The following is a 23,335-nucleotide window of genomic DNA, read 5'->3' as shown; positions in this document are numbered from 1 at the left end:
TTGCTGTTTCCTTCCATCAGCTCAGATCACTTTCGAATTCATCGAGCTCGTCCTGCGAGAAGTCCAGAAGGGACAGGTCGGAGGGGGTGAGGCCACCGGCCTCGGGCCGCTCCGCGTACTCGGCCAGGGCCGACAGGGTCCGGAACCAGAGATCGGCCAGCTCCTGGACCTCCGGCTCCTCGAACAGCTCGCCCGGCCAGGACCAGATGGCTACCAGCCGGACCCCGTCGGGGCCGTCCTGGGCCACGGTGCTCAGGCCGAGCGCGTGGGGCAGCGGCCTGGCGCCGTCGCCCCCGCTGCCCAGGGTCTCGGTGGCCTCCGGCGGGGCCGCCCAGTCCTCGGCCACGGCCGCCTCCGCGTCGGCGGCGTCGAACCGGCCCAGGTAGTTGAAGCCGAGCTGGGGCTCCGGACGGCGTGCGAGGTCCGGTCCGGTGTCCGGGTTCAGATGCCGCAGCAGGCCGTAGCCGATCCCCTTGTCCGGGATCGCCCGCAGCTGCTCCTTGACCCGCTTCAGCGCGTCGCCCAGAGCCGGGCCGCCCGGCCACGCCTCGCCCTCGGGCAGCGCCCCGGGGTCGACGGCGACGGGGTAGAGGCTCGTGAACCAGCCGACCGTGCGGGACAGATCCGTCCCGTCCACGATCTCCTCACGGCCGTGGCCCTCCAGGCCCACCAGCACAGCGGTGCCCTCGCCGAGCCCGCGCTCCGACCGCCAGCGGCCGACGGCCAGGGCGAGCGCGGTCAACAGGACCTCGTCGACAGCGGCGTTGAAGACCGCGGGCACGCGCCCGAGGAGCGGCTCCGCCACCGCGTGCGGCAGGGACAGCGTCAACTGCCGTGCCGAGTCCGCCACATCGCGGCGGGGGTCGAGCGGCCGGGTGCCGAGCAACGGGTCCGGAGTGGCGAGCACGGAGTGCCACAGCTCGGCCTCACCGGTGCGAGCCGGTGACGTCGCCTGCTCGGCGAGCAGCCCCGACCACCGCCGGAACGACGTCCCCACCGGCGCGGGCCGCGGCTCCTCACCGGCAGCCACCGACTGCCAGGCGGACTTCAGGTCCTCCTGGAGGACCCGCCAGGAGACCCCGTCGACGGCCAGGTGGTGCACGAGGAGCAGCAGCCGCCCCGGTCGCCGCGGTCCGGCGTCGAACCAGACCGCCCGCACCAGGTCGCCGTCGGCCGGCGAGAGCTGGGTCTGCACCCGGGTCTGCGCGTCGGCGACCACCCCGATCAGATCGGCCTGGGCCACCTCGGAGATGTCGGCCCGGCTGATCAGCCCGGCCGCGCGGACGGCGCCCCGGGGCGCGATGTCGAGGCGTCGCCCCGACGGCTCGTCGACGATGCGCGCACGCAGCATGTCGTGGTGGTCCAGGACCGCCTGCAGGGTCGCCGCGAGCCGCTCCTCGTCGCAGTCGGCCGGCATCTGGAGGAGGGCCGCCTGGTGCACGGCGTCCGTCGGTCCGCCCCGTTCGTACAGGTCGAGCATGACCGGGGTGAGCGCCAGCTCGCCCACGGCGTCCTCGGGGCTCTCGGCTCCGGGCAGGTCCTCCTCGGCGCGGGCGACCCTCGCCAGAGCCCGGACCGTCCGGTGCTTGAACACATCGCGCAGGCTGACCAGCAGACCGGCCTTGCGGGCCCGGCCCGCCAGCTGGATGGAGACGATGCTGTCGCCGCCCAGCTCGAAGAAGTCGTCGTCGAGACCGACCCGTTCGCTGCCCAGCACCTCGGCGAACAGCCCGGCCAGGACGGCCTCCCGGTCGGCGAGGGCCCGCTCCCCGTCCGAGGCCTGTGCCCCGTCCTCGGCGGTCTCCGGGGCACCGTGCCCGACCCGCTGTTCCAGCTCCGCCCGTACGCCGTCCCACCAGCGGGCCAGCGGGTCATCGGCCGGCCGGCCGATGCGGCGCTCCGGGCCGGCGGCGATGGCCTCCAGCACCTCGCGCAGCCCCCGCAGGACGATCTCGGTCTGCTCCACGGTGAACAGGTCGGGGCGGTAGCCCAGCCGGCAGTGCAGCTGGTCGCCGGAGAGTCCCGCGTCCAGGGTGAGCGGGTAGTGGGTGGCGTCGTTCATCTCCAGGTCCACGGCGCGCACCTGGTCGGCGTCGCCGCCGAAGCCCGCACCGTCGGCCGGGATGTTCTGGAACACCAGCAGGGTGTCGAACAGTTCGCCCTGTCCGGCCATCCGCTGCAGGTCCACCAGCCCCACGTGCTGGTGGGCCATCAGGTCGACCTGCTGGTCCCGCAGCCGTACCAGCATGTCCTCCACCGGCTCGTCGGCGCTTCGGCCGACGCGGACCGGGACGGTGTTGATGAACAGGCCGACCATCCGCTCGATCCCGGGCACCTCCGGCGGCCTGCCGGACACGGTGGCTCCGAAGACGACGTCGTCGCGTCCCGTGAGCCTGCCGAGCAGCAGCCCCCAGGCGCCCTGGACGACGGTGCTCATCGTCATGCCGTGCCGGCCGGCGAACGCGGTCAGCCCGGTGACCAGGTCGCCCTCGAAGGTGGCGGAGACCTTCTCGGTGGCGACCGGGGCGCGGTCCGGATCGGCGGGCGCCAGCAGGGTGGGCCGCACCGTCGCGTCCAGCACCTGGCCCCACGCCCGCTCGGAGGACTCCCGGTCCTGTCCGGCGACCCACCGCAGGTAGGTGCGGTACGGGCTGACCTCGGGCAGGCCCGCGGGGTCGCCCCCGGAGGCGTAGAGCCGCATCAGCTCGTCCAGGAGGATCGGCGTGGACCAGCCGTCCAGCAGGAGGTGGTGCAGGGTGAGCACCAGCCGTGCGCGGCCCGCGCCGAGCCTGAGCAGGGCGCAGCGCAGCAGCGGAGGCCGGGTGACGTCGAACCGCTCGGCCCGGGCGGCCCGCATCAGACGGTCCACCTCGGCGCCGCGCTCCGCGGCGTCCATCGTGCTGAGATCGGTCTCGGTCCAGGGGATCTCGGTAACGGCGGGCACGAACTGCACCGGCTGGGACAGGCCCTCGTAGGCGAATCCGGCCCGCAGGTTCTCGTGACGCTCCAGCAGGGCCTGGACCGCGTCGCGCAGCACCGAGGTCTTCGGGTCGCCCTCCAGGTCGAGGCCGAACTGGACGGTGTAGACGTCGCGTTCGCTCTGGTCGTACAGGGAGTGGAAGAGCAGCCCCTCCTGGAGCGGCGCCAGCGGGAGCACGTCGTCGAGTCCCCGCCCACCGCTCTCCAGCAGCTCGATCTCCCGCTGGTCGAGCCGGACCAGGGGGAAGTCCGACGGGGTGTGCCCGCCACCGGCCGGGCTCGCGTCGGCGGCGATCTCCCGGACCGCCCGCTGCCAGCTCCGTGCCAGCTCCGGTACGTCCGCATCGGCGAACACCGTGTCTGGCCAGGTCCAACGGGCGTGCAGGCAGGGACCGTCCGGCTCCTCGGTCACCCATGTGTCGATGTCGAGGGCGTACGTCACCGGCATGTCCGGGTCCTCGGTCTCGACCGCCCGGACCGCGCTCGCCGCGCCGAGCGGCACGGAGCCGTCGGCGAGCGGCGCGGCGAAGGCGCCCCGGTGGCGGACCCGGACCTGCGGGGTGGGCAGGCCCGCGAAGAGCGGCGCCGTCTGCGGGTTGAGGTGGCGCAGCAGCCCGTGGCCGAGGCCGTCGCCGGGTACGTCCGCCAACTGCTCCTTGACCCGCTTCAGCAGGGCGCCCGCGGAGACCTGGCCGTCCTGCCCGTCGTCGGCCGAGTCGGCGTGACCGATGCGCACCGGGTGGACGGACGTGAACCGGCCCAGGGTGCGCGACAGGTCCGCTCCGGGGTGGGCCCCGGTCCGGCCGTCCGCCTCCAGGCCGACCAGTACACCCTTCCCGGTGTCCAGGCCCCGTTCCGCGCGCCACTGTTCCACGGCGGCCGCGAACGCCCCGAGCAGCACCTCCTCGGTGCCGGTGGAGAAGCGCTCCGGCACCTCCGTCAGCAGCTCCCGGGACTCCGCCGTGGAGAAGGCCAGTTCCATGTCGCGTACGGCGCCCGTGGTGTCGCGTCGCGGATCCAGCGGCCGGCCGGTGAGCGGGGCGGTGTCCGCCCCGAGCATCCGTGTCCACGCGTCGAGTTCGTCGATGAGCTCCGGAGCGGCGGCGGCGGCCGCGCGGCCCTCGGCCCACTCCCGGTAGCTCGTGGTCACCCGGGGCAGCCTCGGGGCCGCTCCCGCGGTCACGGCCTCCCACGCCGTGTGCAGGTCCGACGTGAGAATGTGCCAGGAGGCGGTGTCGGCGGCCAGGGTGTGCGCGGCCAGGAGCAGGTGGTGCTCCCCGGTCGGGCCGCCGTCGAACCAGACGGCCCGGAACACCACGCCCTCTTCCGGTGCGACGGACGCGACGGCGGTGCCCTCGTGCTCCGGCAGCAGCGCGGCGAACGTGGCCGGGTCGCTGTCCGGCACTTCGACCCGGGTGAGCAGTGACTCGGCGCGCACCTCGCCCCGAGGCCGTACCTCCAGGGCCCACACGTGGTTCCCGGCCCGGCGGGTGAGCTTCAGCCGCAGGGCGTCGTGGTGGTCGACGAGCGTCTGGAGCACGGTGTGCGGGGTGGTGGGGTCGCCGACGGCCGGCAGCCTCAGCAGCGCGGTGGCGACCGACCGGCCGACCGGGCCGCCGCGCTCGCGCAGCGCGTGCACGGCCGGGGTGAGCAGGACCTCGCCCGTCCCCGCGTCGAGGGCGGCGGGTTCTCCGTCCGCCTCGCCGATGGTGACCGCCGCGGCGGCCAGCTCCTCGATCGTGCGGTGGCGCAGGACGTCGGCCGCGGTGAACTCGAGTCCCTCCTCGCGCGCCCGGCTCACCAGCTGGATGGAGACGATGCTGTCGCCGCCCAGCTCGAAGAAGCTGTCGTCGATGCCCACGTGCTCGACGCCGAGCAGCACGCGGACGAGTTCGCAGAGCAGCGTCTCCTTGGGGTCGCGCGGTCCGCGCCCGTCCGGCCGGACCCCGAAGTCGGGCTCCGGCAGGGCCTTGCGGTCGACCTTGCCGTTGGCGTTCAGCGGCAGTTCGGCCAGCGTCGTGTAGGCGGTGGGCACCATGTGTTCGGGCAGCCGCTCCGCCAGGTGGCCGCTGAGCGTCCGGGCGGGCAGCTCCTTCGCGCCCCCCGCCACCACGCAGGCCGCGAGGCGGGTGCGCCCGGACCCGTCGGTGTGCGCCGTGACCGCGGCGTGGGCCACGTCCGGGTGGGTGATGAGCGCGGCCTCGATCTCGCCGAGCTCGATCCGGAATCCACGGATCTTCACCTGGTCGTCGGCGCGGCCGACGAACTCCAGCTGGCCGTCCTCCAGCCGGCGTACGACATCTCCGGTCCGGTAGAACCGCTCGCCCGGCGCGCCGAACGGATGCGCCACGAAGCGCTCCGAGGTCAGCGCGGCACGGCCCAGATAGCCGCGGGCCAGACCGGCGCCGGCGATGTACAGCTCCCCGGCCACCCCGACGGGCACCGGCTTCAGGAAGTCGTCGAGCACGTACACCGCGGTGTTCCACACCGGCAGTCCGATGGGCGGGCGTACCGCGCCGGACTGGGGCCGGCTCATGGTGGCGCACACGGTGGTCTCGCTCGGCCCGTACACGTTGAGCAGACGGCGCCCCGGCGACCACCGGGCCACCTGGTCCGGCGGGCACGCCTCGCCGCCGACCGCGAGCGTGCGCAGCGTGGGCAGCTCGGCCCGGGGCAGCGTGGCCAGCACGCCGGCGGTGATCTGGAGGTGGGTGACCTCGTGCCGGTCCACGAGTGCGGCCAGTTCGCCGCCCGCGGGCTGCTGGTTGCCTTCCGGCAGCACCAGGGTCGCCCCGCTGAGGAGGGTCATGGAGAGGTCGGCCATCGAGACGTCGAAGCTCGGCGAGACCGCCTGGAGCACCCGGCTGTCGTCGTCGATGTCGAAGTTCTCCGCGTGCGCGCCCGCCATGCCGGCGATGCCGTGGTGGGTGACCACGACGCCCTTGGGCCGGCCGGTGGAACCCGAGGTGTAGATCACGTACGCCGGGTGGCCCGCCCTGAGCGGAGCCGTACGGTCCGTGTCGCCGGGATCGGTGTCCGGGGCCGCGTCCACCTCGGCGCGGACGTCCGGCGCGTCGACGGCTCGCACCTCCGTCCCGGCGGGCAGGGCCGCCCGGATCTCCGCGTCCTCGGTGGTGAGGACCAGCACGGGGGCGGAGTCCTCGGCGATGAAGGCGATCCGGCTCGCCGGATAGCCGGGGTCGACGGGCAGGTAGGTGGCGCCCGCCTTGAGGACGCCCAGGGTCGCCGCGAGCCAGTCCAGCGACCGCGGTACGGCGACGGCCACCCGCTGCTCGGGGCCGACGCCCCGGCCGATGAAGTGGTGCGCCCACCGGTTGGCGCGCGCGTTGAGCTCGGCGTACGTCAGCCGGGTGTCGCCTGCGATGACCGCGACCCGGTCGGGGTGAGCGGCCACCTGGGCCTCGAAGAGCGCGGGGAACGGCGCCGGCTCGACCTCGCGGGCCGTGTCGTTCCACTCCTCCAGGACCCGGTGCAGTTCGGGTCCGGACAGCAGGTCGATCCGGCTGAGCGGACGCCCCGGGTCGGCGGCGACGGCGTCGAGCAGGGCGACGAAGCGGGCCACGACCGTCTCGACGGTGCTCCGGTCGAACACGTCGGTGCGGTAGCTGACCTGGCCGCGCAGACCGCCGGGTGCGCCGTCCTCGGCGAAGGTCTCCGTCAGCTCCACGCCCAGGTCGGTCTTGGCGGCGGTCAGTTCGATGTCCGAGGGGCTCACCGTGAGACCGGGCAGCTCCAGTCGTGGGGCCGCGTGGTTCTGGAAGGCGAGGAACACCTGGAACAGCGGGGTGAAGGCCGTGGACCGTACGGGGCTGAGCGCGTCGGCGACCCGGTCGAAGGGGATGTCCTGGTGGGCGTAGGCCGCCAGGTCCGCCCTCCTGACCCGGGCGAGCAGTTCGGTGAAGGCCGGGTCGCCCGAGGTGTCGGTGCGCAGGACCAGCGTGTTGACGAAGAATCCGACCAGTTCCGAGAGCGCCTCGTCACCGCGGCCCGCGGTGGCGGTCCCGACGGGGATGTCGGTGCCGGAGCCGAGCCGGGTCAGCAGCGCCGCGAGCGCCGCCTGCGCCACCATGAAGAGGCTGACCTGGTGGGTCCTCGCGAGGACGGCGAGGGCGGCGTGGAGTTCGGCGTCGACACCGAACTCGACGGTGCCGCCCTCGGCGGACATCTCGGCCGGCCGGGGCCGGTCGAGAGGCAGCGTCAGCTCGGCGGGAGACCCTTCGAGGGTCTCCTTCCAGAAGGCCAGCTGGCGCGCGGCCACACTGTCCGGGTCCGCCTCGTCGCCGAGGAGCTCCCGCTGCCAGAGGGTGTAGTCCGCGTACTGCACGGGAAGCGGAGCGAACTCCGGGGCACGGCCGGCCTGTCGGGCCACGTACGCGTTCGACAGATCGCGGGCGAGCGGGGCGTTCGACCAGCCGTCGGTCGCGATGTGGTGCACGGTGAGGAGCAGCACGTGCTCCGTGTCCGACAGCGCGAACAGCGTCGCGGCGAGCGGGATCTCGCGGGACAGGTCGAAGCCCCGGCGGGCGCCGGCGCGCAGAGCCCCGGCGAGCTCGGTCTCCGTCGTCCGGACGGACTCCATCGGCACGGTCGCGTCGGCGGGCTCCAGAACCTGCTGGCGCGGCTTGCCCCCGGTGTCCGGGTAGACGGTGCGCAGCACCTCGTGGCGTGCCACGACGTCGCCCACGGCGGCGCGCAGCGCGTCCCGGTCGAGGGCGCCGCTGAGCCGGATGGCGATGGGCACGTTGTACGTTCCGCCGGGCCCCTCCTCCAGCCGGTCGAGGAACCACAGGCGGAGCTGGGCGAAGGACAGCGGGATCTCCGCCGGACGCGGGCCCGCCGTCGGCTCGGGCCGGGCGGAACCGCCCGTGCCCAGCACGGCGGCCAGCCGCGCGGGGGTCGGGGCCTCGAAGACCGCTCGTACGTCGACGTCCGTGCCGAAGGCCGAACGGACCCGGCTGAGCAGCCGCACCGCGCTCAGCGAGTTGCCGCCGAGCTGGAAGAAGTCGTCGTCGACGCCGATCCCGGGCACGTCGAGCGCCTGGGCGAACAGGCCGCACAGGATCTCCTCCTGCGGGGTGCGCGGGGCGCGGACGGCGGCCGCCACGGTGAACTCCGGCTCCGGCAGGGCCTTGCGGTCCAGCTTGCCGTTCGGGGTCAGCGGCAGCTCCGCGAGGACGACGACGGCCTCCGGCACCATGTACTCGGGCAGCACCAGGGCCAGCCGGTCCCGCACCGCCGGGCCGCTGAGCGCGGCTCCGTCGGCCGCGGTGACGTACGCGACCAGGCGGTCGCCGTCCGTCCGGCCGGCGCGCACGACGACCGCCTGCGAGGCCACGTCGGGAACGGCGGCCACGGCGGCCGCCACCTCGCCGAGCTCGATCCGGTGGCCGCGCACCTTCACCTGGTCGTCGGCGCGGCCGACGAACACGAGGTTCCCGTCCGCCTGCCGGCGGACCACGTCGCCCGTGCGGTACATCCGCCCGCCGGCCGGTCCGTAGGGGTCGGCGACGAAACGCTCGGAGGTCAGGGCGGCCCTGCCGAGGTAGCCCCGGGCCAGGCACGGCCCGGCGACGTACAGCTCGCCCGGCACCCCGGCCGGCGCGGGCCGCAGCAGCGCGTCCAGGACATAGGCCCGGACGTTGCCCTGGGGCCGCCCCATGGGGACCGGTCCCGCCGAGAGGTCCACGCCGGGTCCGACGCGGTACTCGGTGACGTTGACCGTGGCCTCGGTCGGCCCGTAGACGTTCCAGACGGTCGCGTCCGGGTGGCGTGCGCGCCAGTCGGTCAGCGCCTCGCCGAACAGCGCCTCCCCGCCCAGCAGCAGCTCGGTGTCCGGCGAGTAGGCGGCGGGCAGCGCGCCGAGCAGCGGCAGATGGCTGGGCGTCGCCTTCATGAAGGTGCAGGGGGTCCGGGCGAGCCTGCCCGAGAGCCTGTCGTCCTCCTCCAGGTCCGCGACGATGACGGTGCCGCCGAGTGTCAGCGGGGTGAACAGGGCGGTGACGGTCAGGTCGAAGGAGACCGGCGAGTGGAGCATCGCGACGCCCGCGGCGCCCGGGTAGGAGAGCCGGGTCCAGCCGAGGTAGTCGACGACCGAACGGTGCGTGACCACGACGCCCTTGGGGCGACCGGTGGAACCGGAGGTGTAGATGACGTACGCCGGGTTCTCCGGCGACAGCGGTGCCGTGCGGTCCCCGTCGACGGGGTCGTCGTCGCTCCGCCGCGCGGTCTCCGCCGCCGTGTCAGCGTCGTCGGTCACCAGCAGGGCGACGTCCGTGGCCGGCAGGGCGGCGCCCACCTCACGGGTCGTCACCAGCAGCTGCACCGAAGCGTCGTCGAGCAGGTGCCGGATGCGCTCCTGCGGCAGGGCGGGGTCGACGGGCAGGTAGGCCGCGCCGGACTTGAGGACGGCCAGCAGGGTGACGACGAGGTCGGCCGAGCGCCCCATGGCGATCGCGACCAGCCGCTCGGGGCCCGCGCCCCGGGCGATCAGGGTGTGCGCCAGCCGGTTGGCCCGCCGGTTCAGCTCGGCGTAGGTCAGCTCGGTGTCACCGTGCGCCAGCGCCACGGCGTCGGGCGTCCGCCCGGCCTGGGCCTGGAACAGCTCGGGCACGACGGCCCGGGTCGCGGGGAGTTCGGGGCCGCTGACGTCGGCCTCCAGCCGCGAGTTCTCCTCCTCGCCCAGCAGGTCGAGCCGGCCCAGGGGCGTCTGCGGCGCGGCGGCGACGGTCTCCAGTACCCGGCGCAGCCGCGAGGTGGCGGCCTGGACGAGGCGTGGGTCGAGCAGGTCGGTGCGGTAGTACCAGTTGAGGGTCATCCGCTCGTCGTCCTGCATCACCACCATGCCCAGCGGGTAGTGGTTGTCGCCCTTGGTGTCCACGTCGGTCAGGGCGAGGCCGTGCACGAGGGTCTGGTCCCCGGGGCCCGCCGGGAAGTTCTCGAAGACCACCGCGGTGTCGAACAGCGTGTTCAGGCCCGCGATCTGCTGGAGTTCGGCCAGACCGATGTAGTGGTGCGCGAGGAGCCCCACCCGCTGGTCCTGGACCGTGCGGAGGGTGTCGACGACCGAGCGGTCCGGGACGATCCGCACCCGTACGGGCACGGTGTTGCTGAACAGCCCGACCATCGACTCGACGCCCGGGAGCTCCGGCGGACGGCCCGAGACCGTCTCCCCGAACAGCACGTCGTCGCGGCCGGTCAGCCCGGCGAGGACGATCCCCCAGGCGCCCTGCACCACCGCGTTCATGGTGAGGTCGTGGGTACGGGCCACGGCGGTGAGGGCGGCGGTCAGCTCGGCCGGCAGCTCGTCGACGATCCGGCCCGGCAGGTTCGGCCCGGCCTCCCCGGCGGCGGGGGCGACCAGGGTCGGCTCCTCGATACCGGCCAGCGCCTCACGCCAGGCGTCCCGGGCCGCCGATCCGTCCTGCGCGGCCAGCCAGCTCAGATACTCCTTGTACGGAACGACGGGCGGCAGCGCGGAGTCGTCGCCCGCCGTGCCGTAGAGGGCGAAGAGCTCACCGGCGAGCACCGGCGCCGACCAGCCGTCCAGCAGGAGATGGTGGGCGGCGACCAGCAGCCGGTGGCTGTCCGCGCCGAGACGTATCAGCGTGAAGCGCAGCAGCGGGGGCTGCTGGGGGTCGAAGCGGCGCGCCCTCTCCTGCACCAGCAGTGCCTCCAGCCGGGTGCGCTGCTCCTCCTCGTCCAGTTCACTCAAGTCGGCCTGGTACCACGGGAGTCGGACCTCGCCGGGGATGAGCTGTACGGGCGTTCCCTCGCTCGTGTGACGGAACGCGGCACGCAGGCTGTCGTGCCGGCGCAGCAGTCCGGCCACCGCGGCTCGGAGCGCACCGGTGTCCAGGTCACCGCGGATGTCCACGGCGAGCCGGGTGATGTAGACGTCCTCGGCCCGCTGGTCGTACTCGGTGTGGAAGAGCAGCCCCTCCTGCAACGGGGAGAGCGGCAGGACGTCGGCCAGCCGCGGCTGCGCCTGCTCCAGCCGGTCGATCTCCGCCTGGGGGAGCGGCACGAGCGGCAGATCGGAGGGGACGAGTCCGCCCCCGCCGTCGGGCCGGTCCGCGAGCGCGACCAGCGCCTCCAGCGCCGTGAACCACGCCTGCGCCAGCTCCTGGACATCGGCATCGGCCAGCAGTTCGCCCGGCCAGGACCAGGTCACGGAGAGCCGGGGCGTGTCGTTGTGGGTCTCGGTGACCGCGTTGACGACCAGCGTGTACGGCAGCGGGGTCGTCGGGTCGGCGCCGCCGCCCAGACCGGCGTCCTCGGTGTCGTCGCCGCCGATGCGGCCGAGGTAGTTGAACCCGATCTGCGGCTCGGCGAACTTGGCGAGGGTCACGGCGGTACGCGGGTTGAGGTGGCGCAGCAGCCCGTAGCCGATCCCGTTGTCCGGGATGGCGCGCAGCTGTTCCTTGACCGCCTTGAGAGCGGACGTGAGGGCGGGGCCGCCCTTGAGGAGCTCGGCGGCGGGCGCCTCGCCGGGGTCGAGACGTACGGGATACAGGCTGGTGAACCAGCCGACGGTACGGGACAGGTCGGAGCCCTCGGCGATCTCCTCGCGGCCGTGGCCCTCCAGGCCGACCAGGACGGAGGAGCCGTCGCCGCGGCCCTGACGGCGCCGCCAGTCGGCGACGGCGACGGCGAGCGCGGTGAGCAGCACGTCGTTGATCTGCGCGTTGAAGGCCGCGGGCACCCGGCCCAGCAGCGGTTCCGTCACCTCGGCCGGCAGGCGCAGGGTCAGGTGCCCGGCGGAGGCGAGGGTGTCGCGTTCCTGGTCGAGCGGGCGTTCGGTGAGCAGCGGATCCGGTGCGGACAGGATGTCGCGCCACAGCGGCAGTTCGCGGATCCGGTCCGGTTCGCCGGCCGCCGCGGTCAGCTGCTGGGCCCACCGGCGGAAGGACGTGCCGACCGGCTCGGGGGTGAACGGCGCTCCCTCGGCGGCGGCCTCCAGGGCCGCCGCGACCTCGGGCAGCAGGATGCGCCAGGAGACGCCGTCGACCGACAGGTGGTGGATGACCAGCAGCAGCCGGCCGGGCCGGTCGGATCCGGCGTCGAACCAGACGGCCTGGACCATGCGGCCGGACTCCGGGGCGAGCCTCGCCTGTGCGGCGGCGGCCTCCCGGCGGTGGACGGCCGCGAGTTCGTCCGCGCCGACGCCCTGGACGTCCACCCGGTGGAGGCAGTCCTCGGCGGGCACGGTGCCGCGCGGGGTGACCTCCAGGGTCCATTCCCCGATGTCCTCGATACGGGTCAGCCGGAGCCGCAGCGCGTCGTGGTGGTCGAGGAAGGTCTGGAGCACCGAGGCGACCCGGGCCGAGTCGAGTCCGGCGGGTGTCGGCAGCGGCATCGACTGGTTGAAGTGGGTGACGTCGCCGCCGTGTTCGCTGAACCAGTGGATGATCGGGGTCAGCGGGACACCGCCGACCCCGTCGGAGGGCGCGCGACGGGCGGGGGCGGCCGCCTCCTTGGCAGCGGCGGCGAGCGCCTCGACGGTCCGGTGGGTGAAGACGTCGCGCGGGCTGAAGCGCAGGCCGGCCTTACGGGCGCGGCTGATCAGCTGGATGGAGCCGATGCTGTCGCCGCCGAGCTCGAAGAAGCTCTGGTCGACCCCGACCTCCGGCACCCCGAGGACCTCGGCGAAGAGGGTGCACAGCAGCTCCTCGCGCGGGTTGGCCGGGGCACGCCCCTCCTTCACGGCGAACACGGGAGCGGGAAGGGCCTTGCGGTCCAGCTTGCCGTTGACCATCAGCGGCAGCGCGTCCAGCTCGACGACGAGCGCCGGGACCATGTGGTCGGGCAGCCGTTCGGCGACCGACTCCCGAAGCGCCTGCGGCCGGACCGTACCCGGGCCCGCGGGGACGACGTAGGCGACGAGCTGCTTCACACCGGGCTGGGCCTCGTGCACCACCACGGCCGCCTGGTCCACCCCCTCGTCGCGGACCAGGGCGCTCTCGACCTCGCCCAGCTCGATCCGGAAGCCGCGCACCTTGACCTGGGCGTCGGCGCGGCCGACGAACTCCAGCTCGCCGTTGTCCAGCCGGCGCACGACGTCGCCGGTCCGGTACATCCGCTCCCCCGGCGCGCCGAACGGGTCGGCGACGAACCGCTCCGAGGTCAGTGCGGCACGCCGGAGATAGCCGCGCGCCAGTCCGGGGCCCGCCACATACAGCTCACCCGGCACCCCGGGGGCGACCAGGCGCAGCGATCCGTCCAGAACGTAGGCGCGGGTGCCGAGCACCGGCGTGCCGATGGGCGGCACGCCGCCGGCCGGCTCCAGCGGGGCACTGATCGACACGGCGACCGTGGACTCGGTGGGGCCGTAGGCGTTGACCATGCGGCGCCCGGGGGCCCACCGCTCGACCAGCTCGGCCGAGCACGCGTCGCCGCCCACGATCAGGCACGAGAACCCGTCGAGCCCCCTCACCGGCACGCTCGCGAGGGCGGCGGGCGGGATCAGCGCGTGGGTGACCCGGCGGTCCGCGATCACCTCGGCCAGCGGCTCACCCGCCAGCGGCGCCGGTCCGGGAACCACCAGCGCGGCCCCGGCGGTCAGGGTCATGCACAGCTCCAGCACCGACGCGTCGAAGCTCGGCGAGGAGAACTGCAGGATCCGGCTCGACTCCGTCACGGCGAACCGGTCCCGCTCGGTCGCGGCGAACGCGGCCAGCCCGGAGTGCGTCACCACGACGCCCTTGGGCACACCGGTGGAACCGGAGGTGTAGATCACGTAGGCGGGGCTGTCCACGGACGCGGGGCCCGCGGGCGCCGCGGCGGCCGGCGTCTCGCCCTCGTGGTCGCCGTCGCCGTCGCCGTCGCCGTCGAGCACGAGTACGGACATGCCCTCGCTCCCGGGCACCACGGCGGCGTGGGCGGCGGTGGTGAGGACCGCGGCGGGGCGGGCGTCGGAGAACACGAATCCGATGCGTTCGGCCGGGTAGTCCGGGTCCACCGGCAGATAGGCCGCGCCCGCCCGCATCACCGCGAGCGAGCCGACGACCGACTCCACCGACCGCCCCAGCACGAGGGCCACGACCTGCTCGGGCCCCACGCCGAGGCCGGCGAGCCGGGCCGCCAGCCTCTCCGCACGGGCGTCCAGTTCGGCGTAGGTCAACGACACGTCGTCGGACTCCACGGCCACCGCGTCGGGGGTCCGCGCGACCTGCGCGGCGAACAGCTCGGGGAACGTCTCCCGCCGTACGGTGCCGTCGGCCGCGGCGGCCAGCTCGGCCCGCTCGCTCCCGGTCAGCAGGTCGAGGGAGGACACCGCCCGCCCCGGGTCCTCGATCAGCGCCTGGAGCAGCCGCACCAGACGGCCGCCGATGACCTCCACCTGCTCCCGCTCGAACAGGTCGGGCCGGTAGTTGAGGACCAGCCGCAGGCTGCCCTCGTAGACGTGCGACACCAGGCACAGCGGGTAGTGGTTGGCGTCCAGTACGTCGAAGCCGTCGATGGTCAGATCGCCGGCGAGGTCCCGCAGGCTCTGGAGATCGAAGGGGAAGTTCTCGAACGCCACGTAGGTGTCGAAGAGTTCGGCGTGCCCGGACAGCCGGTGGATGTCCCGCATCCCGGTGTACTGGTGGGGCATCATCTCCAGGTGCTCGCTCTGGAGCCGCCCCAGCACCGACACCAGCGAGTCGCCGCCGTGCAGACGTACGCGGACGGGCAGGCTGTTGATCAGCATGCCGACCATGCGCTCGACGCCCGGCGTCTCGGGCGGGCGGCCGGAGACGACCGTGCCGAAGACGACGTCCTCACTGCCGGTCAGCACGGACAGCAACAGGCCCCAGGAGCCGTGCACGGCGCTGCTGAAGGTCAGGTCGTTGGCGCGCAGCCGCGCCGAAAGGGCCGCGGTGTCCCCGGCGGACAGCTCGATGGCCAGCTGCTCGGGGTGCACGACCGCCCGCGCCGGGTCGGAGCGCACGAGCCGGGTCGGCGACTCGATACCGGCCAGCGCCTGCCGCCACGCCTCCTCGGCGGCCGCGCTGTCCCGCCGTGCCAGATGGGCCAGGTGCTCGCGGAACGGTGTGACCGGCGGGAGGCTGGTGACGTCCGCGCCCTTCCCGTACAGCTCGAAGAGTTCGCCGAGCAGCACCGAGGTCGACCAGCCGTCGAGCAGGATGTGGTGGAAGGTGCACAGCAGGCGGTACGCGTCGTCGGCGAGCCGCACCAGCCGGTAGCGCATCAGCGGGGGGCGCGCCAGGTCGAAGCGGTGGGCCTTCTCCGCGGCCTGGATACGGTCCAGCTCGGCCGCGCGCTCCTCCTCGCCCAGCGCGCGCAGGTCGGTCCGCTCCCAGGGGAGTTCGACCTCCCGGGCGACGACCTGCACGGGCCGGCTCTGCTTGGGGTGCAGGAAGCCGACGCGCAGGTTGGCGTGGCGGCGCAGCAGCGCCTCGGCGGTGGCGCGCAGGACGTCCTCGTCGAGCCGGCCGCCGAGGTCGAGCACCACCTGCACGGTGTAGACGTCGCTGCCGGTCTCGTCGTACAGCGCGTGGAAGAGCAGGCCTTCCTGGAGCGGGGACAGCGGAAGAATGTCCTCGGGGCCCGACTTCGTCATCACAGCGTCCTCCACTCGGCTTCGAGGCCGTCGATCTCGTCTTGGGAAAGGTCGACCAGTGCCAGGTCGGACGGCGCGTAGCCGCCGGTGCCGGGCTGTTCGGCGTGGTCGGTCAGGACACGCAGTGCGCGGAACCAGTCCTCCGCGAGCTCCCGTACGTCCGCGACCGACAGCACCCGGGCCGGCCAGGTCCACTCGGCGACGAGCTGCGGGCCGTCCACGTGGTCCCGGACCACGGCGTTGATCTCCAGCAGATGGGAGAGCGGCAGATCCGCGCTCTCGGCGCGGACCGCCTCGGTCTCGGGCGCGGGACCCCACACGTCGGTGGAAGAGGCCTCGCGTCCCAGGTAGTTGAAGAGCATCGGGGCCTGGGCGAGCCCGGCCAGCCGGGCCCCGGTCTCCGGGTTCAGATGCCGCAGCAGCCCGTAGCCGATGCCGCCGTCGGGCACGGCCCGCACCTGCTCCTTGACCGTGCGGAGCGCCTTGCCCGCCTCGGGGCCCGCCTCCCAGAGCTCCTGCCAGTCCCGGACCCCGGGATCGAGGCGGACCGGGTGGATGGTGGTGAACCAGCCCACCGTGCGCGACAGGTCCACCCCCTCGGCGATGTCCTGGCGGCCGTGGCCCTCCACGTCGATCAGGACTCCGTCGCCCGGTGCGTGGCCGCGGCGGCGGCGCCAGTTGTCGGCCGCCAGCGCCAGGGCGGTGAGCAGCGCCTCGTGGACGCTCGCGTTGAGCACCTCGGGCACCTGGGCCAGCAGCCGTTCGGTGCGGTCGGCGGGCAGCACCTGGGTGAACTTGCGGGCTCCCACGGCGGTGTCCGTACGCGGGTTCAGCGGCTGGTCGGCCAGAGCGGGGGCGGGCAGCCGGAGCGCCTCGGCCCAGCGGGCGGCCTCGCCGTCGGCCGGGGCGGCGGCGCGCCGCTCCAGCAGTTCGGCCCAGCTCTTCAACGAGGTGCCCACCGGCTCCGGTTCGGGGTCCTTCCCGACGGCCGCCGACTCCCAGGCGGTGCGCAGGTCGGGCAGCAGGATCTGCCAGGAGACCCCGTCCACGACCAGGTGGTGCGCGGCGATCAGGAGCCGGCCCGTCTCCTGCGGTCCGGCGTCGAACCAGACCGCCTGGACCATGACCCCGGCTTCCGGGTCCAGCCGCTTCCAGGCCTCGCGGGCCTGCGACCTGACGGCCGCGTGGAGCGCGTCGCCGGTCAGTCCGGCGATGTCGGCCCGGCGGATCAGCTTCTGGGCCCGTACGCTGCCGCGCTCCGGGATCTCGTAGGCCCAGCGGCCGCCGGGCCCTTGACGGTCCAGGCGCATCCGCAGCGCGTCGTGGTGGTCCAGCAGGGTCTGGAGGGCGACGGCCAGCTCGCGTTCACCGAGCTCGGGCGGCGTCCGGACCAGGACGGACTGGTGGAAGGAGTCGACGGGACCGCCCCGGTCCTCCAGCCACCGCATGATCGGCGTGGCCGGGAGGGGGCCGGTACCCCCGTCGGGGCCGGCGCTGGGCTCCGGGGCCGCCTCGGCGACCGCCGCCGCCAGCGCGGCGACGGTCTTCAGCTCGAACACGTCCTTGGGCGAGAGCGCCAGGCCGAGCCGCCGCGCACGGGCCACCAGCTGGATGGAGACGATGCTGTCCCCGCCGAGCCCGAAGAAGCTGTCGTCCAGGCCGACGGAGTCACGCCCCAGCACCTCGGCGAAGAGGCCCGCGAGCGTCTCCTCCAGCGCGGTGCGCGGCGCGACGCTCTCCTCGGCCTCGAACGCGGGCGCGGGCAGCGCCCTGCGATCGAGTTTGCCGTTGGGGGTGAGCGGCAGGCTTTCCACGACGACGACCGCGGACGGCACCATGTAGGCGGGCAGCGGGCCCGCCGCGAACGCGGCCACCTCGGCCCCGTCGACGCTCTCCCCGTCCCGGGGCACGGCGTATCCGACCAGCTGCCGGTGGCCCGGCACGTCCTCGCGGACCATGGCCGCGGCGCGCGCCACCCGGGGGTGCTGGGCGAGCACGGCCTCGACCTCGCCGAGCTCGATCCGGAAGCCGTGCAGTTTGACCTGGTCGTCGAGGCGGCCGAGGTACTCCAGTTCCCCGTCCGCCCGCCAGCGGCCCACGTCGCCCGTGCGGTACATGCGGGCGCCGGCATCGCCGTAGGGGTCCGCGACGAAACGCTCGGCGGTGAGTCCCGCGCGGCCCAGGTAGCCGCGGGCCAGCTGCCCGCCGCCGATGTACAGTTCGCCGGCGACCCCGGGCGGAACCGGGCGCAGCGCCTGGTCCAGGACGTGTATCCGGGAGTTCCACATCGGCCGGCCGATCGGCACGGGCCCGCTGTCCACCGCGTCGTCCGGGCCCAGCCGGTATTCGACACAGCCCACGGTCGCCTCGGTCGGACCGTACTCGTTGACGACGGTGACCCCGGGCTGCCTGCGGCGCCACTCCTCGACGACCTCGCCGATCAGCATCTCGCCGCCCACCACCAGTTCGCCGCTGGGCGAGAACTCCTCGGGCAGGATGCCGAGCAGCGCCAGGTGCGAGGGGGTCGCCTTGAGGAACGCGGGGCGGGGCGCGCCGGTGCCGGGCCCTTCGAGGGAGGCGACGCGCACGTGGCCGCCGGAGACGAGGGGCGCGTAGAGCGCGGTCACGGTCAGGTCGAAGGAGACCGGCGAGTGCAGCAGCGCGCTGTCGGCGACCGACGGGTAGTTCTGCCGCGCGTACTCCAGGTAGACGGCGACGGACCGGTGGGTCACGACCACGCCCTTGGGGCGGCCGGTGGAGCCCGAGGTGTAGATGACGTAGGCGGGGTGGCCGGCCCGCAGCGGGGACATCCGGTCCCCGTCCAGCGGTGCCGTGGCCGGGGCGTACCGGTCGGCCGCCACGTCCAGCACCGGGAGGGCGCCGGGCACCACGCCCCGGGTCGCCGCGTCGGCGATCACGAGCGACGGCTCGGCGTCCTCCAGCATGAACGCGATCCGGTCCGCCGGGTATTCGGGATCCACGGGCACGTAGGCCGCACCGGCCTTGAGCACCGCGAGCAGCGCCACCACGAGGTTCGCCGAGCGCGGCAGCACGACGGCGACCCGCTGCTCGGGACCGGCGCCGGCCGCGATCAGCGCATGGGCCAGCCGGTTGGCGCGGACGTCGAGTTCGCCGTACGTCAGCGTCAGATCGCCCTCGATCAGGGCGGTCGCCCCCGGGGTGCGCTCGACCTGGGCCTCGAACATCCGGGGAAGCAGGAGGGCCGGTTCGATCACCGGGGCACGGTTGAACCCGTTGGTCACCAGGTCGTGTTCGGCCGGGGTCAGCAGGCCGATGCGGTCGAGCCGCTGCCCGGGGTCGGCGACGAACGACTCCAGCAGGCGCACCAGGCGCGCGGCCATCAGCTCGACGGTGGCGCGGTCGAAGAGGTCGGTGCTGAACTCCAGCCTGCCCGCGATGCCCGCCGCGCTCTCCTGGCCGGTCGAGCGCTCGTCCAGGCCGAAGAGCAGGTCGATCTTGGTGACGCCCGGGGTGACCTCCTGCGGAGTGGTCTCCAGGCCGGGCAGCTCCAGCGTGGACTCGGCGGGGGTCTGTACGTCCATCATGACCTGGAACAGCGGGTTCCTGGCCAGCGACCGTTCCGGGTTGAGCGCCTCGACCAGCCGCTCGAAGGGCACGTCCTGGTGGGCGTGGGCGGCCAGCGACATCTCCCGCGCACGGGCCAGGAGTTCACGGACGGTCGGGTTGCCCGACACGTCGTTGCGGAAGACCACGGTGTTCACGAAGCATCCGACGAGCCCGTCCAGCCGGGCGTCGCCACGGCCGGCCACGGCGCTTCCCAGGGGGATGTCGGTGCCGGCGCCGTGCAGATGGAGCAGGACGGCGACGGCGCTCTGGAGCACCATGAAGAGGCTGGCCCGGTTGGACTGTCCGAGTTCGGTCAGACGGCGGTGCAGGTCCGCGTCGATCTCGAAGCGGACGATGTCGCCGCGCTGGCTCAGCTCGCTCGGGCGCGGCCGGTCCGTCGGCAGTTCGAGTTCTTCGGGAAGTCCCGCCAACGCCTCCTTCCAGTGGTCGAGCTGGCGGGCCAGGGGGCTGCCCGGCTCCTGCTCCCGGCCGAGGACCGACTGCTGCCACAGCGTGTAGTCGGCGTACTGCACCGGCATCGGGGCGAAGGCGGGCGGCCGCCCCTGCGTGCGGGCGGTGTAGGCCTGGCCCAGGTCGCGCGCGAGGGGGGCCAGGGAGAGGCCGTCGGCGACGATGTGGTGCAGCACGACCAGCAGCACGTGGTCCCGCGGCCCGAGCACGAGCAGGCGGGGGCGGACCGAGAGCTCGGTCGTCAGGTCGAAGCCCTCGGCCACCACCGCCGCCACCCGGGAGTCCAGCTCGTCGGCCGTGACCGGCTGCTCGGTGAGCACGACCAGACCGGCCGCCTCCTCCGGAGTGAGGATCTGCTGACGGGGCCTGCCGTCCGTCTCGGGGAAACGGGTGCGCAGCGTCTCGTGCCGGGTCATGACGTCACGCAGCGCCTCGGCGAGCGCGGCCCGGTCCAGCTGTCCGGTGAGGCGCAGCGCGAGGCCCATGTTGTAGGCGCCGCTCGGCTCGTGGAGCCGGTTGACCAGCCAGAGCCGCTGCTGGGTGAGGGAGAGGGGAAGTTCGGCGGGTCGCTTCGCGGGCTCCAGGGCGCGGCGGCGGCCGTCGGCTCCCTCGATGTGCGCGGCTATCCCCGCGGCGGTCGGCGCCTCGAAGACCGTACGGATGGAGAGTTCGACGCCGAAGGTCTCGCGGACCAGGCTCAGCAGCCGGATCGCGGAGAGCGAATGGCCGCCCAGCGTGAAGAAGTTGTCGTCCGCGCCGACGTCGTCGACCTTGAGCACGTCGGCGATCAGCGCGCAGACCTGCTCCTCTCGCGGCGTGCCGGGGGCGCGGTAGGCGGCGGGCGCCTCGGTCTGCGCTTCGGCGGCCCCGGAGGCGGGCTGCGCGGGCGGGGTCCAGCCGTCGGGGGCCCGCAGGGCGACCGTGTCCAGCCGGGCTTCGGGCGCCGCGGTGGCCAGCGCGCCGAGGAAGTCCGCCAGCGCCTCTCGGTGCCCGGCGAGGCCGTCCGCGGTGTAGAGGTCGGCGTTGGCGTGGAAGTCGAGGAGGAAGCCGTCGCCGTCCGCGCGGTTGTCGACCACGAGGGAGAGGTCCTCCTCGGGGCCGATCGAGAAGCCGCGTACCGTCGCGGGCCGCCCGGCGAACGCGAGCCGCGTCCCGTACATGATGAGGTTGACCTCGGGGCCCCACAGACGCTTGCGGTCGCCGACCATGCCGAGGTCGCGGTGGATGTCCTCGTAGCGGTAGCGCTGGTGCCGCAGCACCTCGTGCAGCTCGTCGCTCACCGCGCGCACGAAGCCCGCCACGGTGGCGTCGGCCTGCGGAGTCAGCCGGAGCGGGAGGGCGTTGGAGACCATGCCGGGGGTGCGTGCGGCGGCGCTGCCGGAGCGGGCGGCCACCGCCAGCCCGAGGACGACGTCCGGCGCGCCCGTCACCCGGTGGAGGTAGGCGGCGATGCCCGCCACGACGACGGCCGGCCAGCTGACGCCGGTCTCGCGGGCGAAGGACCGCAGGGCGTCGGCACGGTCGGCGGAGACCTCGCCGGCGTGCCGGACGTGATCGGTGGGGACCCCGGTGGGGCGGGGCGCGAGCGATGCCGGTTCGGACAGTCCCGCCAGGCGCCGGGACCAGAAGTCCCGGTCCGCGGTGAACTGTTCGGACGCCCGGTAGGCGGCGTCCGCGTCCACCAGGTCCCGGACGGAGCCGAAAGGATCGGGCTTCGGCTCCTCGCCCGCCACCAGCGCCGAGTAGACGGCGGCGACCCGGGAGACGATCAGGGACCAGCTGTAGCCGTCGACGATCGTGTGGTGGACGCGGCTGAACCAGGTGTGGCGGTCGTCCGCGAGCTTGAGCAGCCCGAAGGTGAAGAGCGGGCCGTCGGCGAGGTCGACCGGCGTCCGCACCCGGGCGAGCATCCACGCCTCGGCGGCGGCGGCCGGGTCCGGGTCCCCGCTGACGTCGACGGTGTGCAGCGACCAGTCCAGCTCGGGTACGACGCTCTGGACGGGCCCATCGGCACCGGGTGTGAAACGGATCCGCAGCGTCTCGGCCTCGGCGACCGTACGGCGCAGCGCGGCCTCGAAACGGGCGGGGTCGATCTCCCCCGCGATCTCGACGCACTCCGCGATGCTGTACATCGGGTTTTCCGGATTGATCTGCTGCGCCAGCCACATTCCTGACTGTGCGGCCGTCAGCGGCAATGGGAGTCCGTTCTGATCGGCCATTTCCATTCACTCCGATTGAATAGACACTGCGGGATCCGTGAAATCGCACAGAAAGTACCTGTAGGCGACCGGATCAACAGTACGAACGCGGGCCTGCGTCTCCATGGGCGCATGAAAAACTTCGATCCGCCGAGATCGTCATATCGAAAGATGTGCATTGCCCTGGTCAACGCGGGCGCGACGGTCTAGACGGCGGCGCAAGAATGGAGTGCCCCGACCAAGGGGAGGTCGGGGCACTCGTTCGTTCACACCGGCAGAAGCGGGGGACGGTCCTACCGGTGCGGACGCATGGAGACGGGCAGACTGCTGTACCCGCGCAGGAAATTGGAGTGGATGGGTTTGGCGGGCCCGGTGGGCGCCGCCTCTGACACATGGGTCCGCAGGGCGGTCAGCATGGCGTGGATCTCCGCCCGGCCCAGATAGGCGCCGAGGCAGAAATGGGGTCCGTAGCCGAAGGACACATGCTTGTTGGGTGTCCTGCCGAGGTCGAATGTGCCGGGGTCGTCGAAGATCTCCTCGTCGTGGTTGGCCGAGGTGTTCCACAGGGTGACGACGTCATCGGCCCGGATCGTCGTACCGCCGATCTCCACGTCCGTCAGGGCCCGGCGGCCGAAGTGCATGGCCGGCGTCACCCAGCGCAGCACCTCCTCCACCGCGCTGTCCACGGAGACCTCTCCGGAGCTCAGCCGCCGCCACTGCCCGGGATGCTCCATCAGCTCGTGCATCCCGCCGATCATCGAAAGCCGGCTGGTCTCGTCGCCGCCGATGATCACGCTGTAGCAGTTGAAGACGATCTCCTGCTCGGTGAGCGGTTCGCCGTCGATCGTGGCCGTGGCGAGCACGCTCACCACGTCGCTCTCCGGGTTCTCGCGGCGGTCCTCCGCCAGATCGGCGAAGTAGAGGAGGAGCTCCTGCCGGGCGACGAGGGCCTCGTCGCCCGACTGGCCGGCCTCCTCCGCGCTGAGCGCCTGTTTGGTCAGCGAGAGCAGATAGTCCCGGTCGGACGCGGGGACCCCCAGCAGATCGGCGATGGTGGCCATGGGGATGTGTTCCGCGATGTCCTGCGCGAAGTCGCAGTCCCCGCGTTCGAGCCCCTGGCGCACCAGCCGGTCGGCCCGGCGCCGCACCCCCTCGACCACACGCTCCAGCACCCGGGGCGCGAAGGCCTTCAGCAGCAGATTGCGCAGCTCGCGGTGGCGTCGGCCGTCGGTGACCGCCAGCATCTTGCCCGCCGCCGAGTCGCCGCCCTCCAGGAGGGTGGCGAGGACGTTGCCCCGCTCCGAGGTGAACCTCTTGTTGTCCCGGTAGACGGACATGACGTCGTCGTAGCGGGAGAGCACCCAGAAACCGGGCACCTTCCAGCCCTCGACGGCATGCCAGTGGACGGGACTCTCCCGCCTGAACCGCTGCCACATCGGCACCAGATCATGGTCCAGGAAGGTCTGCGGGTCGCTGAGATCCACGTTCCCCGGCGGCTGCGTGGCCACGGCCATGG

The 23,335-nt window shown here is 73.5% G+C and carries 3 protein-coding genes; all 3 read right to left on the bottom strand.

The genetic code is table 11. From position 1 onward, the window contains the following. Positions 1-16: 16 nt before the first annotated feature. The 3 genes from IE140_RS13515 to IE140_RS13505 all read right to left on the bottom strand — a co-directional run bounded on the left by IE140_RS13515 (position 17) and on the right by IE140_RS13505 (position 23,333). Complete coding sequence (locus tag IE140_RS13515) at positions 17-15,562, bottom strand: non-ribosomal peptide synthetase (protein WP_150192905.1); 15,546 nt, start codon at positions 15,560-15,562, stop codon at positions 17-19. Beyond that, entirely contained in the window at positions 15,562-21,789 is a 6,228-nt protein-coding gene (locus IE140_RS13510) for a non-ribosomal peptide synthetase (protein ID WP_229826781.1), read from the bottom strand. The genes IE140_RS13515 and IE140_RS13510 overlap by 1 nt, the downstream gene beginning before the upstream one ends. A gap of 323 nt (positions 21,790-22,112) precedes the next feature. Then, complete coding sequence (locus IE140_RS13505; protein WP_093444283.1) at positions 22,113-23,333, bottom strand: cytochrome P450; 1,221 nt, start codon at positions 23,331-23,333, stop codon at positions 22,113-22,115. Between the last annotated feature and the right edge of the window lie 2 nt (positions 23,334-23,335).

It is taken from the genome of Streptomyces parvus (genome assembly GCF_014648875.1).
GTDB lineage: Bacteria > Actinomycetota > Actinomycetes > Streptomycetales > Streptomycetaceae > Streptomyces > Streptomyces parvus.
Note: the sequence above shows the minus strand (reverse complement) of the source record. Positions and strands in the feature narration are given on the sequence as shown.